Source organism: Antarcticimicrobium sp. (assembly GCF_029212575.1).
Classification (GTDB): Bacteria; Pseudomonadota; Alphaproteobacteria; order Rhodobacterales; family Rhodobacteraceae; genus Antarcticimicrobium.
Genome location: NZ_JARGPK010000086.1, coordinates 1 through 15375 on the forward strand (window position 1 = coordinate 1; position 15375 = coordinate 15375).

Sequence of the window (15375 nt, forward strand, 5' to 3'; positions counted from 1 at the left end):
CGTCGGGATCTTCCCGAATGAAGCTTCCATCATGCGCCTCATCGGGGCGGTGCTGTTCGAGCAGAACGACGAATGGCAGACCTCGAGCCGCTATATGATGGTCGAGGCCTTCGCCCAGATCGACAAGGAGGAGATCGACCCTATTCTCAGCATAACTACGAAAGCCGCCTGATCATGACCTCAGGCCATCCGGGAAATTACACCAGCTTGACGGACGTGACCACCCGAAGTCTTGCCACTATGTTACCATCAAGGGTAGTCTTGGGCTTCGCGAGTGGAGGAAATGATGCAAGGCGCTTTGAGCACGCCGTCCATGCCACAACGCAAGACCAACATTGTTTGTCGCGCCCATGCTGAAGTTGCCCGGCCCGACGCGGTTGCGGGTCTGCGTCAAACGCTGGGGGACGAGCCCTTCGCAGCGGTCTTTCTTCTTGTCTCAGGCCAGGCGGATTTTACCGGAATCGTTGCTGCGGCGCAGTGCGAATTCGGCGACACCCCGGTAAGCGCGTGCACGACTGCCGGTGAAATTGCACCCGGTGGCTATGCCGAAGGCAGTATCGTGGCCATCGGGCTACCCGCCTCGCATTTCGACGTCAGAACAATCTTCGTTGAGGACCTGCAACATACCGGTCAGGAAGAAATGATCGGGCGTTTCATCCGGGATCGTCACGACATGGCCGCGCAGAATCCTTCCTGGGGAGGCGAATTTGCCTTTACGATGATCGACGGGCTGTCGATGCGTGAAGAGGCTCTGCTGAAGGCCCTGGCCCCTGGGCTGGGCGGCATGCCTCTGTTTGGCGGATCGGCCGGAGACGGTAACGGTTTTGAACAAACCTGGGTGGCACATAACGGCTGTATCCGGGAAAACGCGGCAGTCATTTCGGTGGTGCGCACTTGCTGTGGCGTCAAGGTGTTCTGTCTTGATCATTTTTCCTCTGCCGATAATTGCATGGTGGTGACCAAGGCCGATCCCGAGTTGCGAATTGTATCCGAGATCAACGCCGAACCAGCGCTGGATGAATATGCCCTAGCCTTGGGTATCGCACCGGAAATGGTAAGCATCAATACCTTCGCATCCCACCCCCTGCTGGTCCGAGTCGGCGATACGCACCATGTCAGGGGCATCCTGCGCGGTGGCGAAAATGGCACGCTCGAGTTTGCATCTGCGATTGATGTGGGGCTAGTGTTGCACCTTACCGAAGCCGGGGACATCGAAAGCCATCTCAGGCAAAAGCTGGCCGATCTTGCGGCACCGGCTAAACCGGACGTTATTCTCGCGTGTGATTGCCTTTGGCGCAGGGTCGAAGTCACCGACAGGCAAGCAATCAGGTCGGTGTCGGAAATCCTGTCAAAAAATGATGTCGTCGGATTCAATACCCTCGGCGAACAGATAGACTCCTTGCATGTTAATCACACGATGACTGGCGTGGCGATCTATCCTCCCCTGTGACGGGCTGACAATTCGTCTGGCCTTGCGCTCGTCGTCATAAGAAGTTGTATGTCGCAGTCGTGGGCCGCGCGCACTTCAGTATCTAATTCCGTCAGGATGACGTCGCCCACCGCCGCCGGTTTGGACATTGAGCGGGTGGTTTAATGCGTTCGAACAGTGGCTAGGCAAGACACGTGACATCATTGGCTGTGCGCGTCAGCCGGTTCACGTCAATCCCGAAGAACCTGAATAAGCGCACAAAGCCTGTCATGGATAAGCTTATCAAGCCATCAGATGCACGCGGACGACATCGGCCTGAAGGCGTTGTCGCGCCCACGTAAGAGTATCGGTTTCCCGGGCGTTCAGGGCGCTTGAAACGGTGCCGGACGCCGTCTTCCAGGCGTCAACGACTTCCATCCGGTGGGCGCTGATCGTCCGGGTGTTTCGGCGACGGGCGGGAACGAAAAATGGTTCCCGCCCTGTCCGATTTCATGCGGGCCGGTGCAGGAACGGATCGGCGCCACGCCCTCAAATACCGAAAAAGAAAGCGGCGGCATCCCCCTCCTCCCGGAGGCCGCCGATTATACCGGACGGCCCAGGGAGGCGGAGAGAACCGATCACGCGACTGGTGATTGGAGCGATGCTGCACTTGCACAATGGCCGGGTGAGAAAATTTTGCACTGCTGCACCGGATGCCGATGGCGCCACGGATCCCGCGGCTATCGCGGGGCCTCCATCGATTGGAGCGGGGGATGCGGATGGCCGATATCGCGTCATCGTCGACATCATAGCAATGCCGGGCTCCGGCCAGTGATCAACCGTCAAGCGTTGTCGCGATCATCATTGGACAAGAGGCTGACCTTGGCGCCCTGCCACTGCCCATCGAACCGGAAAACAGTGGGAACCGCGATCCCCGCGGCGCCTGGCACACGGCTCGTGGCAAAGGACCTGGTGATCGATCTGGAAAGGGACACCCTCATGTGCATCAATTTATTTTCTGTTGCACACGCCGGCTTTCGGCATAAAATTGTGTGCATCAAAATTTCCCATTGCCGCACTCAACCGAGAGCAACCTCGACATGAATATTGCCGAACATAGCCGGTCCGCCGTGGTGGCGTACCAGGACCTGTTACGCCTGCATCTGGACGAGCATGTTTCGGGGGTGATCGGATCAATCGAGGCGCGCCAGCGCAACGGGCGAACCTATCTCTATGACCGCTTCCGGATCGGGGCCGAGATGAAAAGCCGGTACCTCGGCGAGGACACGCCAGAGCTGCAAGCGCGGTTGCAGCGGGCGGCAAAGCTCAAAGCCGGTCAAACGGAGCGGCAAAAGCGCATGTCAAAGCTGGCGGCGATCCTGCGGGCAGAAGGATTCACCGCGATGGATCGGGCCACCGGTTCGTTGCTGTTCGCCTTCGCGCGGGCGGGGATGTTCCGGCTGGGCGGCACTTTGGTCGGCACCACGGCCTATGGGCTGTATCAAGGTGATCTCGGGGTCCGGATGGATTACGAGGAATTTGCCCGGACCGGCGACATCGATCTGGCCAGTTTCGAGCGCCTGTCCATCGCGTTTCAGGATCGCGTGGAGGAAGACCCCTCCGAGATCCTGGCCTCTTTGAAATTCGAACCGGTTCCCGGCGTCTTCGATCGGCAGGTCTGGAAATGGCGGCAAAGCCATTCGGAATCGATTGTCGAATTCGTTACCCCGGCATTCGGGGCAGAGGACGTGCGACCGCTGCCGGCGCTGGGGGTCAGCGCCCAGGCGCTGCATTATCTCAATTTCCTGATCGCCGAGCCGATCCACGCGGTGGCGCTGTATCGCGCCGGGGTCCTGATTCAGATTCCGCGTCCAGAATGTTTCGCCATTCACAAACTGATCGTCGCGGATCGGCGCCACGGTGGGGCGGAGCGGTTGAAATCCCGCAAGGACCGGGCGCAGGCGGCCTTTCTGATTGCAGTGCTGTCAGAGGACCGTCCCGACGAATTGGCCATTGCCTATGAGGATGCAGTGTCGCGCGGGCCGCGCTGGCGGGCGCGGATCACGGCCAGCCTGGCGCGCATGCCAGAAACATCCGCGCGGTTGGCCGATCTTGGTGTTTGAGCCCCGCTACAGCCGCGCCGCCCAGACCCTGTAGCGCCCCTGGCCGGTGATCTCTCGGATCAGCCCGCGCGCGGCGAGCCGGTCGAGGTTGCGCTGGACGGCGGCGCGGGAGGCGCCGGTCTCCATCTCGGCCAGGGGCGCGGAGACCTGCGGCCAGGCGGCGAGCAGGGCGATCAGCGCCGGCGGGGTGCGGCCGGAGAGATCGGCGATTTCCACCTCGGCGCGCGCCCGCCAGAGGTCGACGCGGTCGAGGTGCAGCAGGGCGGCCAGCGTCGCCCGTCCGGCCCCGCGCAGCCAGGCGGCGAGCCTCGCCCGGGGCGCCCCCTGCCCGCGCAGCGCCTCGAAGCCGGTCTGCGCCAGCGGCAGGAACAAGGCCCCCTGCCCCGGCACCCGCGCCATCGCGCCGGCGTGACAGGCAGCCAGCACGGCGGCCTCCAGATCGACTGCGCCGGCCGGTCCCAACGCCCGCCAGGCGTGAAACAACCGCGCCGCGGCAACGATCGGGTGCAGCCCCTGCCCGTCCGCCCGCACCTCCTCCAGGTCTGCCAGCGCATCCTCGGCACCGCCGCCGGGCGCGGAGTCGATCCGGGTCCGGCCGAGGAACCCCGCCAGGTCCTCCACCGGTCCGGCGGTCAGCCGCCGCATCGCCCAGCCGGCCCGCGCCAGGGCGCGTTCGGTATCCTCGGTCGAGCCGGTGCGCAGGGTGACCCAGAGCGCGATCCGCTCCGCGCCGAGCCGGTCGCCAGCCCACCAGCTGAGATCCGAGACCTCGCGCAGCGCCAGCCGTTGCCGCCAGCCTTCGGGGGCCAGCCGCAGCCGCTGGTCCAGCGCGCCGAAGAGTTGCGCCACCTCGGCAAGCTCCACGGCCAGCCCGGCCTGCGCCGCAGCCCAGGGCGCCGGGTCGAACAACGGGACACTTGGAGCCCTGGGCTCCGGCGCGGCACCCGGTGGCAGGTCCTCCTCCGGGTCGGGACCGGGCAGGAACCACAGGTCCTCTTCGGGCGTCTCCGCCTCCTCGAGGTCCTCCGGGTCGGGGATCGCACTGCGGCCGATCATCGCCCGATCATTTCCCTGTCAGCCTCACGTAACCGCGGCGGCGCCTGGCCTTCGCCAGCGTCCGGGCCGCGGCCCGGGCGGCGTCCAGGCTGGCGAAACGCTCCGACCGGATCCGGCCGAAAGTGCCGATCCGCCCCCAGGTCCGCTGCACCGCCCAGTCCCCGAACAGGGTGGGCAGAACCTCGAGCCGGTAGAACCGGGCGATGTTGTCCTCGGGCACATGCCGTTCGAAATGCCGGATCATCTGGCTGCCTGGTTGCCTTTTTCGTTGCATCTATATTGCCACATGTGCCACGTGATGTGCAAAATATATCTGTATTGCGCAGTACAATGGGGTGTTTCGGGTCTTCCCCATTACTCCCGATAAGGTGCCATTATCACGGCTGTTGCGAAACAGCTCGAAAACGCGCAGAATCTCTACCATGTCACAGATCGATCACACCCGCCTGTTGCGCCAGCCAGGCCGAGATGCCGACCTTCAGCGCCCGCCCCGGGACATGGCGCTTGGGTCTCGGACCCATGCGGGCGGAGGGGACGCATGACCCCCCTGCCCTTCCGATCATCCCGCAGTCTTCGACCCGAGACACCGCGTGCCGGGAAGACTTCCGGCCTTGCGATCGAAGGTCGCCGTCTCGGTGCAGCCCTGCGTCAAACCTGCCAGGGCCACCATCTGATCGGCAAATCCAGCCCCGCCCTTTCGGTAGCGATCAACTGCGATCCCGACCCGATCCGCCGCCTCGATGACGAGTTCCCGGGATTCAAGCAAGCCGGTCAGCGCCTCGGCGACCGCATCGCGCGGCAAATCATACGCCCGCTCCATGACCCAGACCAATTCGACCAGAACCTCGCGGCAGACAAAACCGGGACTGGCCTCTGTCAGGCCAGCCAGCAGGCCGGTTGCCAACGCCGCCTGTGCATCGTCATCCTGCATCAGGACCCGGGCCAAGACGTTGGTATCCAGCCCGATCACCGATCCAGGGCTCCACGCGCAATCGCTTCGTCCATTTCCTCCAGCGTGACGGCTTTTCCGACCCGGTCCTTCAGAAGACCCGCCAGGGCCATCACGGGCTGGCTGCGCAAGATCCGGACCTCACCGCCATCCAGGATCAGGTATCGCAGTTTATCTCCCGGGCGCAGATTCAGCGCCTGCCGGACATCCTTTGGCAGGGTGGTCTGGCCCTTTATCGTCACGGTCGACTCTTGCATCACACACCCCAATTCAAAACAAGTATGTGCATTACAAATAACACTTTCCCCTTACATTTTCAAGGCGTGTTTATGACCCCCCTGCCCGCCCCGGTCCACAGCCAGTTGAGCGACGCCGACCAGGCGGCGCTCACCGATCTCTACGTGCGCGGCACGCCGGTGAACACCTTGCGCGCCTATGAGCGGGATCTGCTCTACATCACCCTCTGGCGCGAGGTGGCGGTCGGCTCCGGGCCGGTTTGGCCCGAGCGCGAGGAGGTGGCGCTGCGGTTCATCCTCGACCATGCCCGCGACCTCGGCGCGGCGGCGCCGGCGGACAGCGCCCGCATCGCCGCGGAGGCGCTGATCGATGCCGGGCTGCGCAAGTCGCTCGCCTGCCCGGCCCCGGCGACGCTGGACCGCCGCATCGCCTCCTGGCGGGCGTTTCACCGGATGAAGAACCTGCCCTCGCCCTTCGAAGCACCGATGCTGCGTCAGGCCCGCGCCAAGGCGCGCCGCGCCGCCGCCCGGCCCCGAGCGCCGAAATCCAACAAGCCGATCATCCGCGACGTGCTCGAACAGATGCTGGCGAGTTGCGACCGCGACCTGCGCGGCCTGCGCGACCGGGCGGTGCTGATGCTGGGCTGGGCCAGCGGCGGCCGGCGCCGATCCGAACTCTCGGGGCTTCGCCGCGAGGATCTGTCGCTGGAGGAGTTCGAGGACAAGGGGCTGATCTGGATCCACCTGCTGGAGACCAAGACCACGGGCCGGGACATGACGCCAAGACTGGTGCTCAAGGGACGCGCGGCCCGCGCTGTCGCGCGCTGGATCGCGGCGGCGGAGATCGCGGACGGCCCGCTGTTCCGGCCGATCAGCAAATCCGGGCGCCCCCTGCCCCGCCGGTTGTCGCCCGACGGTATCTACCAGATCGTCAAGCGGCGGCTGGAACTGGCCGGACTTCCGCCGGAAATGGCCAGCCCGCACGGGCTGCGCTCCGGCTTCCTGACCCAGGCCGCGCTCGACGGCGCCCCGGTACAGGCCGCCATGCGCCTGTCGCTGCACCGCTCGATGGCCCAGGCACAGCGCTATTACGACGACGTCGACATCGCCGATAACCCGGCAACCGATCTCTTGGAGTGAGGGGGGACGGGGGCCCCTGCCCTTTGCCGTCGCGCCGGGCGGGTTTCGCGGGTGACGGGCGGTTTTGGCCAGCCCGGCCAGGGAAAAGACCCAAGGGCGCGAAGACGGACGGCTGACAATTTCACAAGCCATTGTTTTTCTGCTCTTTTTTAAGTTGCCAGCTGACAATTTACCGGCGGATCACGATGTATTAAGGCATTCAGCATCGGAAGGATCGAGAATTTACCCGCGTCCGCCTTCTGTGCCAACCGTCGGAGGTAAGCACCGGGGCGGCGAATGCTTGCATTCCGCTCCAGGATGCAAATCACCGCGAGCGCGGCTTGTCGCACGCCCATCTTTCGCGCGGCCTCCTGCATGACGGGCTGATCGATATTCAACATCAGCGCGACCCGATTAGCTGTTTCGACCATTGCTGGCCAGTTGCGAATCGGATCGGGGAAAAAGGACCTCAGTTCAGAACAGGCGTCGAGAACCTCTGGCAGACTTGGATCTTTGCGTTTCTCAGCATTTTCACATGGGGGTAGGGGGATTCCGCCGGCAGGCTCAGCTATCGGCTGGCAGCTGGCGAGTTCAGAGTCAGAAACAGGTTTATCTGAATCCTGTATGTGCCGCTCATTCTGGCTGTCGGTGGCGCTCAGTTGACGGCTGGCAAAGACCGGAATCGTGGAGGTTTCCACAGGTGCGTGTTTGCGGAGTTCCGCGCTCAAGGCGTTCCGGAGACGGGTCAGCGCCTGTTCCTTGGGCTTGCGCCGCAGGACCAGGCGGGCCTCTTCAAGAAGAGGGAGGGGTGGATTGTCTTCAGCGTGCTCGAGCAGATCCTGGCGCAGCCGTGCCACCTTGTCCCGCAAAAGGCGCAACTGCTGGCGCCGTTCCGCCGCATGTTGCGCGGCGGTGAGGACATGGGCCGCATGCCGTGCCAGCGGCGACAGATCGAACCCGAAGGCCAGCGCGATGCCCTGCCCTGTCTTGCGGGCATAGCGTTTGCGGTTGGGGCTGTCATGCCGGCTGACAATCCCCAGGGCCACGAGGCGCGACAGGTGCCGGCGCAGCGTGCTTTCGGGCATGCCGTTCAGTCGGGCCGAGAGGGTGCGGTTGGCCGGAAACACCGTCGCGGCGCAGCTGTCTTGCGGGATCTCGGTTCCGGGGAGAAAGGTTATCAAGGCCCGCAGCACGTTCAACGTGCGATGGCTGAGGTCGAAATCTTCCGCCGCGTCGGTCAAGGCGGTCAGAAGCTCCCATTTCGTGGGGGCGGTGCCGGACCGGTCCGCCAAGGCAGCCGTCTTCGGCCGCCCGAATTGATCTCGGGACGTGTGGTGCATGAAATTTTCACGAAAGACAACAAATCCATACCCCCAGCCGCGTGGTGGAGTTGACAGGATCGGGGAAGGGAAGTTATCTCAAAGGTGCGAAGAATGAGAAGGGCCTTCCGGGAATGCTCCTGGGGGGCTTTTCTATTTGTGGTCCTGCTGTCGTGCCTCCTTGTTTTTTTTGCTGCTCTCAGTCTTCCGCGCGCCCGTTTTTCCAGCGCGCGTGAAGTTCGTTTATCAATGCCTCGGCGTGATCGTTCAGCCAGAGATCGAACCCCTCGGCCGTGCGGGCGGGAACGTTCAGCGTGACGCCGCGCGCGTTGGTGCGGATGTCGGCCAGTGCCTTGCCTTCCGGCGTGCGCAGGGTGCGCGGCTTGGCCGGGGCAGGGGGCTTGGCCTTGGTTTCCGGTTTGCGCGCGGCCCGCTCGTACACGGCCTCGAACCTCGCATCGGAATCCAGCACGATGAATTCCGGCGTGTTCATGAAGGCGTCGGCGCGGTTTTGGGCGCCCGGGACGCGGAACAATTTGGCCAGGGCGAGCCAGCGGTCGCGCCCGATGCCGGGGGCCGAGCCGATCTGGCGCAGGAACTCCAGGTCAAAGGCGGTGCCCGCGGTGAGCATCCGGCTGAGCATCGGCTGGTCGATGGACAGCGCCGCGGCGATTGTCGGCCGGTCATACCCGGCCTCCTGCAATTGCGCGGCAAAGCTGGCCTTTTCGATGAAGGACAGATCCTGACGCGAGGTGTTTTCCTGCCCCTGCGCCATGACAAGCGCATGATCGTCCAGCTGCCGGACCATCGCCTTGACCGGCAGGCCCAGTTCGCGCAGGGCCTTCATCCGCCGGCGTCCATAGACGATTTCATAGCGTCCGGGCTTGCTGCCATGCGGGCGCAGCAGCAAAGGAACCTGCTGGCCATAGGTGGCAAGGCTTTCCTTGAGCTGCGCGAAGGCCTGGGAATCATGGCCGAGCCGGTCTTCGAAGCCGGCATCGTCGATCAGCGCGGCGTCGATCTCCTGCACCGCGTTTTCCTGCAGTTTCGACAGCGAGGATTGCAGCGCCCCGACGGCGCCACGCGGCATCGACGGGGCCTTGGCCGCCGTCCGTGGCCGCTCCGGTTTCTCCGTTTCGCCGGTGGCCGGTTTGCTGCTTTTCGTTCCGGTTGAAAGAATTCCCTTGCGTGCCATCAACGCCCCCATGCTTTCTGCAGCAACGACTCGATCTCGTCATTGACAAGATTCAGGGAATCCACCGCACGGTCGTATGTTGCGCGGTTGAATTGCACGCGTTCCACCTCGTAGACGGTCTGGTGGGTCAGGCCGGCATCGGAGATCGCGGTGGATTTCAGCACCGGTGCCACCATCACCTCGTTCCCGAACAACTGTCGCAGAAAGGCGACGACCTGCTGTTGCGGGCCGTCGTTGGGCTCGTACCGGTTGATGAGGAACCGGAGGAAATCGAATTCCATGCTGGCGCCGGCGTCCGAGACCACGTCAAGCAGATCGGCGCTCATCTGCAGGAACTGCGACATCGACGCGATATCGAGCATGTTGGGCACCACGGTGATCAGCACCCCGGTCGAGGCGCAGAGCGCCGACATCGTCAGGTAACCCAGTTGCGGCGGACAATCGAAGATGATGACGTCGTAGTTCGCCTCGACCTCCTGCAAGGCGGCGGCCATGCGGGAAAAGAACGGCGGCTGGATATTGTCGATCAGGGCGCGTGGCGTTTCATGCTCGAATTCCTGCAGCAGAAGGCCGCCGGGGGCGAGGTCGATATTGGTGAAGAAGGTTTTCTGGATCACCGCCGAAAAGGGCAGGGGGTCATCATATTGGATGGCATCATAGATCGTGCCGGACTCGAGGAAATCATACTCGGGTTGGTAGCCAAACAGGGTGGTTAGAGACGCTTGTGGGTCGATATCCACGCAGAGCACGCGGTATCCCTTGAGCGCGAGGCGCTGCGCGGTGTGGATCGAACTGGTGGTCTTGCCGGAGCCGCCCTTGAAGTTGAGAAAGGAGAGCACCTGCACCTTGTCACCTGGCCGACGTCCCCGCAGATAGGCGCCTTCGGTCTTGGCCGATCCCTCCAGCGCGCGGCGGATATCCATCAGATCGGCGGCACTGTAGTGGCGCCGTCCGCCGGGCGTGGTATGAACGTCGGGAACGCGGTTGTCGAAATGCAGCTTGCGCAGGAAACCGGTGGAAATACCCAGAAGTTCGGCCGCCTCGCCGGCGCTGAAGCGGCGCAGCTCCTTGCGGGCATCGGGGGCAAAGACCTTGAGCATGTGCTCCTGCAGGGCCGCGCTCAGGTTCTCGGCGTTCTCCCGCACGCGGCGGTTGATATGGATGGCGTCTGCCAATTTTCTGCCCTCACTTGGTAACGCTGTTTTTCGTCGGCGCACTCTTTACCGTTTCTTTAAGCAAGAAGGAGGCGGTTTGGCAACATTCTCTTTCGGGTTCCCCCCGGCCGGAACAATGCCACATTTTGTAGGCGGACGCGGGCAACACCACAAGAAATGATGTAAAGCAATGATAATAAGGGAAAAATTATCTCACCTCCCGGCGCCGTGATCGGTTCGGTCGGACGGCGGCCAAGGACACGATTTCAGGCGGGGCAGGGGCGCAGCAGGCAGAATCGGCCCCCGGGGCGGCGCATCGCCGGCGGCCGATCCCGGCCGGTGCCCGCCGATTCTCTGACCGGCAGGCCCGATCGTCGCCAGTGGCCGGTCCGAAAACCCGCCTTGCAAGGTGACCGATCCCAGCCCTGCGGGCAGGACGGCGCGGCAGCGGTCGCGTACCGGTTTCCGCCGGGCACCCGCGTTCGGCCCCGGCGGACTGGCTTGCGCCGATCAGCTGTTGGGGCGCACCCGGGCTGCGGACTTGTCGGCAAAGGCGGCCAGACGCGCGCGTGCGTCGGGCTGGGTATTGACGATTCCGGCCACCACGGATTCGGCATAGGCCGCGTCCAGCGCCGACATGTTCTGCATATGGCTGATCGCCGAGCAGATGGCGAAATTGGTCAGCGGCAGGTTCTGCGCCGCACGCCGCGCCAGTTCCATCGCCTTGTCCAGGCTGGAGCCCTCGACGATGTATTGCGCCAGCCCGAGATCGACGGCCTCTTGCCCCTGATAGACGCGGCCCATCAGGATCATGTCGATCATCCGCGCCTTGCCGATCAGGTCCGAGACACGGATAGTGGCGCCGCCGCCGGTAAAGAGGCCGCGCTGCCCCTCGGGGAGGGCGAAATAGGTGGTCTGGTCCATCACCCGCACATGGGCCGAACTGGCCAGTTCCAGCCCGCCGCCGACAACCGCGCCCTGCAGCGCCGCGATCACCGGAACGCCGCCGTATTCCATCTTGTTGAACGCCTCGTGCCAGCGCAGGCAGACGTGCATGAAATCGGCCGGGCTGCGGTCGGCATCATGGTGTTCGATCAGGTCGAGCCCGGCGCAGAAGTGATCGCCGGCACCGGCCAGCACCACCGCCTTGACCCCCGCGCGGGGGGCGGTGGAGAAGAACTCGACCATCTCCTCGACCGTTACCAGATCCAGCGCGTTGCGCTTTTCGGGGCGGTTCAGGGTGACGACCCAGACGCCATCCTCCTGCGGGTCGAGGGCAAGGCGGGAATAGCGGGAAATGTCGATATCGACGGTCATGTTCGGTCCTCTCGGGTGTGGAATCTGCGATCAGAGCACACCGGCGAGCAGGCTTTCGGCCCCCTCGGTGATGCGCAGGCGCTGGGTTTCGGTCTCGGGCAGGATGTGATCGGCGTAAAAGCGCGCGGTGGCAATCTTGGCCGCCATAAACGCGGTATCTTCGCCGCGGTCCAGTGCTGCCTCGGCCACCAGCAGCGACCGGGCCAACTGCCAGCCGGCTATCAGGTTTCCGGCCAGCATGAGATAGGGCACGCTGCCGCCAAAGGCGGCGTTGGGGTCGCTGCGCCCGATGCTGCAGAGGCGATCGACTGTTGCCTCGAACGCGCCGCGCGCCGCCGCCAGCCGGGTGCCGACCGCCTGTGCGAAAGGGCTTGCCTTTGCCAGTTCGGCCTCAGTTTCCGCGATCATCGCGGCCAGCCGCCGGGCGGTGGCGCCACCGTCGCGCAGGGTCTTGCGGCCCAGCAGATCATTGGCCTGGATCGCGGTGGTGCCCTCGTAGATCGGCAGGATGCGGGCGTCGCGGTAATGCTGGGCGGCGCCGGTTTCCTCGATGAAGCCCATGCCGCCATGCACCTGCACCCCCATCGAGGCGACCTCGACCCCCATCTCGGTGCAGAATCCCTTGACCAGCGGCACCATGAACTCGGCCAGCGCGGCCGCCTCGGGGGCGTCGCCCTGATGCGCCAGTTCCTGCCAACCGGCGGTGGCGGCGGCCATGGCGCGACCCGCCTCGGTCAGCGCCCGCATCCGCAGCAACAGGCGGCGCACGTCGGGGTGGTTGATGATCGTCACCGCACCGCGCGACGAGCCGTCCACCGGGCGGCTTTGCACCCGGTCCCGGGCATAGGCCAGAGCCTGTTGATAGGCGCGCTCGGCGATGGCGATGCCCTGAAGCCCAACTGCATAGCGTGCGGCGTTCATCATCACGAACATGTAGTCGAGGCCGCGATTTTCGTCGCCGATCAGAAAGCCGGTGGCGCCCTCATACTCCAGCACGGCGGTCGGGCTGGCCTTGACGCCCAGCTTGTGCTCGACCGAGACGCAGCGCACCGCGTTGCGGGGGCCAAGGGTGCCATCCGCCTGAACCATGTATTTCGGAACCACGAACAGGCTGATCCCCTTGACGCCCTCCAGGGCGCCGGGCGTGCGGGCCAGCACCAGGTGCACGGTGTTTTCCGCCATGTCGTGTTCGCCATAGGTGATGAAGATCTTGGTGCCGGTGATGCGATAGCTGCCGTCGTCGGCGGGTTCGGCGCGGCTGCGCACCAGCGCCAGGTCGCTGCCCGCTTGCGGTTCGGTCAGGTTCATCGTCCCGGTCCAGCGACCCGACACCAGCGGGGCAAGATAGATGGACTTCTGTGCCTCGGACCCGGCGGTCAGCAGCGCCTCGATGGCGCCGTCGGTCAGCAGCGGGCAGAGAGCAAAGCTCATGTTGGCGGCGTTCAGGATCTCGGTCGCCGCCGCGCCCACAACGCGCGGCAGGCCCTGACCGCCGTGCGCCTCGGGGTGTTGCAGGCCCTGCCAGCCCATCTCGACGAACTGGGCATAGGCCTTGGCGAACCCTTCCGGCAGGATCACCTTGCCGTTCTCGATGCGCGAGGCGGCGTGGTCGCCGGGGGCGTTCAGCGGCGCGATTTCCTCGGCGCAGAACCGCCCGAATTCCTCCAGCACCGCCGAGATGTCAGAAAGATCGAGCCCGTCATGCTGCGGCAGGCTCGAAATTCCGGGCCAGCCGGACAGATGCTCGATGTTGAAAAGCAGATCCCTGACAGGTGCGGTGAAGCTCATTGGACAGCCCCCTGAATGCGTTTCACCGCCATATAGTGGGGAGAAACTTTGTCGACTATCTCCAGAATGGACGCAAAATTTGCAAAAAGTGACAAAGTTGGGGATGCTCACCGGATCATGAACTCAGCCCCCACACTCGCCCAGACCCCGCCGGTCCTGTCCACCGTGTCCTTCGCCTTTGTCGAGGACTGGCTTACCGCGCTCCGGGCCTATTGCCCGCCGCAGCAGCTGACGGGGTTCCTCGAGCAGACCGGGCTGGCCGCGGCCGAGGGCCAGCCGCGCGCGCGGGTGACGCATGACCAGATCGTTCGCCTGTACCAGCTGGTCGCGGTCGGCACCGGGGACGAGATGATGGGGCTCTGGAGCCGGCCGATGCGCTCTGGCGCGCTCAAGCATCTGTGCGTTTCGGTGCGTGGGGCCTCGTCGCTGGGGGCGGCGCTGTATCGGTTCACCACCTTCTGGAATCTGCTGCTGGACGATCACCGGCTGACGCTGGAGGGGGAGGGCGAGGAGCTGCGCCTGTCGATCCTGCCGCGCGGCGCGGCGGTGCCGCAGCGGTTCGGCCAAATGCTGCTGCTGAAACTGGCGCATGGCATCGCCTCCTGGCTGGCGGGGCGCGAGCTGCCGCTGCGCGAGGTCGGCTTCGTCTTTGCCCGACCGGGATTTGCCGAGGATTACCCGATCCTGTTTCCGGCCCCGATCCGATTTTCACAGCCCTGTTCGTCGATCAGCTTCGACCGGTCGATCGGGGCGCTGCCGGTGGCGCGCAGCGAGGCCGAAATGCAGGAATTCCTGATCCGGGCGCCGCGCGACTGGATCTTCACCAGCTACCGCGAACATGCGCTGCCGTTGCGGCTGCGCGAATTGCTGTTGCTGTCGGACCGGATGCGGTTTCACCTCGACGATGCCGCGCGCGCGCTGAACCTGACGCCGCGCACCCTGATGCGGCGGCTGGAGGCCGAGGGCACCTCGTTTCAGGACATCAAGGACGGGCTGCGGCGCGACATTGCCATTCGCGACCTGACGCAGGGAGACAAGACCCTCGAAGGGGTTTCGCAGGACATCGGCTTTGCCTCGGTGGCGAACTTCCATCGCGCCTTCAAACGCTGGACCGGCATGACCCCCGGCGCCTACCGCCGCGACCGCCAGCAAGGGTAGGGGGCATCATGCCGTGGCGTTGTTGCAGACCTGCGGCTTGAGGGGTGATTTCCCCTTTCCCCGAATGCGTCAGACCACAGGAACAATTTCGGCGGTGCCAAGTGCCGAGAAGCGGTTCATGAGTGCGATGCGGATATGGATTTCGGCGGTCTGGGTCTCTCGAGGCGATGCGCTTATCATCTCCTTGTCCAACCAGATCAACAGGGAGCCGCGCTTCCGCAGCGCGGCGTTGCAAGCGGACCAGTTCGTTGTGCGGTAGCGGGCGGCTAAAGGCTTCCGCATGCAGCCCTTCTAAACCCATGGATTCGCGTTGTGAATCCTTCAGGAACGATTTGCGCAACATGTATAACCGCCCCTTGCGCAAGAGGTATTTTCAAAGCTGATCTTGGCGCGTCACCGGGTGCTGACATGTATCCGGCCTCTGATGCGGCGCACACATGCCGCAGGGCCCCTATGGTGCTCGAAGGTCGGATCCAGATCAAAGCCGCGTGCTCATGGGCACTCTGTTGCACACTGGTTTCCCGATCCCGTCTCACGACTGTTGCGCCAAACT

General features: G+C 64.3%; 14 protein-coding genes and 1 pseudogene. 5 read left to right on the forward strand and 10 right to left on the reverse strand.

Features of this window, described 5'->3' with window-relative positions; translation table 11 throughout:
• The 3 genes from P1U75_RS18030 to P1U75_RS18040 all read left to right on the forward strand — a co-directional run.
• Positions 1 to 172 (forward strand): transposase (locus P1U75_RS18030; protein ID WP_300241108.1); only part of this gene is annotated, 172 nt, incomplete at its 5' end.
• A 141-nt stretch (positions 173 to 313) separates the two neighbouring features.
• On the forward strand, positions 314 to 1450 hold the full coding sequence (locus P1U75_RS18035; RefSeq protein ID WP_300245709.1) for an FIST N-terminal domain-containing protein: 1137 nt from the start codon (positions 314 to 316) through the stop codon (positions 1448 to 1450).
• Between the two features lie 1058 nt (positions 1451 to 2508).
• A complete protein-coding gene (locus P1U75_RS18040) occupies positions 2509 to 3531 on the forward strand; it encodes a GSU2403 family nucleotidyltransferase fold protein (RefSeq protein WP_300245710.1) in 1023 nt (340 codons plus the stop codon).
• Between the two features lie 6 nt (positions 3532 to 3537).
• Here the strand turns inward: P1U75_RS18040 and P1U75_RS18045 are convergent, their stop codons facing one another.
• From P1U75_RS18045 to P1U75_RS18060, 4 genes are all read right to left on the reverse strand, one after another.
• Positions 3538 to 4587 (reverse strand): helix-turn-helix domain-containing protein, encoded by a 1050-nt coding sequence (locus tag P1U75_RS18045; protein ID WP_300245713.1) that lies wholly within the window; start codon positions 4585 to 4587, stop codon positions 3538 to 3540.
• A gap of 7 nt (positions 4588 to 4594) precedes the next feature.
• Positions 4595 to 4831: a WGR domain-containing protein gene (locus P1U75_RS18050; RefSeq protein ID WP_300245715.1), complete on the reverse strand. Its 237-nt coding sequence runs from the start codon at positions 4829 to 4831 to the stop codon at positions 4595 to 4597.
• A gap of 315 nt (positions 4832 to 5146) precedes the next feature.
• Positions 5147 to 5557 (reverse strand): PIN domain-containing protein, encoded by a 411-nt coding sequence (locus P1U75_RS18055; protein WP_300245718.1) that lies wholly within the window; start codon positions 5555 to 5557, stop codon positions 5147 to 5149.
• The gene (locus P1U75_RS18060; RefSeq protein WP_300245720.1) at positions 5554 to 5793 is read right to left on the reverse strand and encodes a type II toxin-antitoxin system PrlF family antitoxin; all 240 of its coding nucleotides are present in this window, start codon (positions 5791 to 5793) and stop codon (positions 5554 to 5556) included. The genes P1U75_RS18055 and P1U75_RS18060 overlap by 4 nt, the downstream gene beginning before the upstream one ends.
• A 72-nt stretch (positions 5794 to 5865) precedes the next feature.
• Between P1U75_RS18060 and P1U75_RS18065 the strand changes: the two genes are divergently transcribed.
• Positions 5866 to 6912 (forward strand): site-specific integrase, encoded by a 1047-nt coding sequence (locus P1U75_RS18065; protein WP_300245722.1) that lies wholly within the window; start codon positions 5866 to 5868, stop codon positions 6910 to 6912.
• Positions 6913 to 7061: 149 nt separating this feature from the next.
• Here P1U75_RS18065 and repC read toward each other — a convergent pair whose 3' ends face one another.
• From repC to P1U75_RS18090, 5 genes are all read right to left on the reverse strand, one after another.
• Positions 7062 to 8231, reverse strand: a complete 1170-nt coding sequence (gene repC, locus P1U75_RS18070; RefSeq protein ID WP_300245725.1) for a plasmid replication protein RepC — start codon at positions 8229 to 8231, stop codon at positions 7062 to 7064.
• Positions 8232 to 8409: 178 nt separating this feature from the next.
• Entirely contained in the window at positions 8410 to 9405 is a 996-nt protein-coding gene (gene repB, locus P1U75_RS18075; RefSeq protein WP_300245728.1) for a plasmid partitioning protein RepB, read from the reverse strand.
• Positions 9405 to 10580, reverse strand: coding sequence for a plasmid partitioning protein RepA (gene repA / locus P1U75_RS18080; RefSeq protein ID WP_300245731.1), 1176 nt, complete (start codon positions 10578 to 10580; stop codon positions 9405 to 9407). Before repA ends, repB begins: the two co-directional genes overlap by 1 nt.
• 489 nt (positions 10581 to 11069) lie before the next feature.
• Complete coding sequence (gene dmdD, locus P1U75_RS18085) at positions 11070 to 11876, reverse strand: methylthioacryloyl-CoA hydratase (RefSeq protein WP_300245734.1); 807 nt, start codon at positions 11874 to 11876, stop codon at positions 11070 to 11072.
• A 30-nt stretch (positions 11877 to 11906) separates the two neighbouring features.
• Positions 11907 to 13664 (reverse strand): acyl-CoA dehydrogenase, encoded by a 1758-nt coding sequence (locus P1U75_RS18090; RefSeq protein WP_300245737.1) that lies wholly within the window; start codon positions 13662 to 13664, stop codon positions 11907 to 11909.
• A 117-nt stretch (positions 13665 to 13781) separates the two neighbouring features.
• Between P1U75_RS18090 and P1U75_RS18095 the strand changes: the two genes are divergently transcribed.
• Positions 13782 to 14822, forward strand: a complete 1041-nt coding sequence (locus P1U75_RS18095) for an AraC family transcriptional regulator (protein ID WP_300245740.1) — start codon at positions 13782 to 13784, stop codon at positions 14820 to 14822.
• Between the two features lie 177 nt (positions 14823 to 14999).
• Here the strand turns inward: P1U75_RS18095 and P1U75_RS18100 are convergent.
• Positions 15000 to 15104, reverse strand: a pseudogene (locus tag P1U75_RS18100) (IS5/IS1182 family transposase); the annotation flags it as partial.
• Positions 15105 to 15375 lie beyond the last annotated feature (271 nt).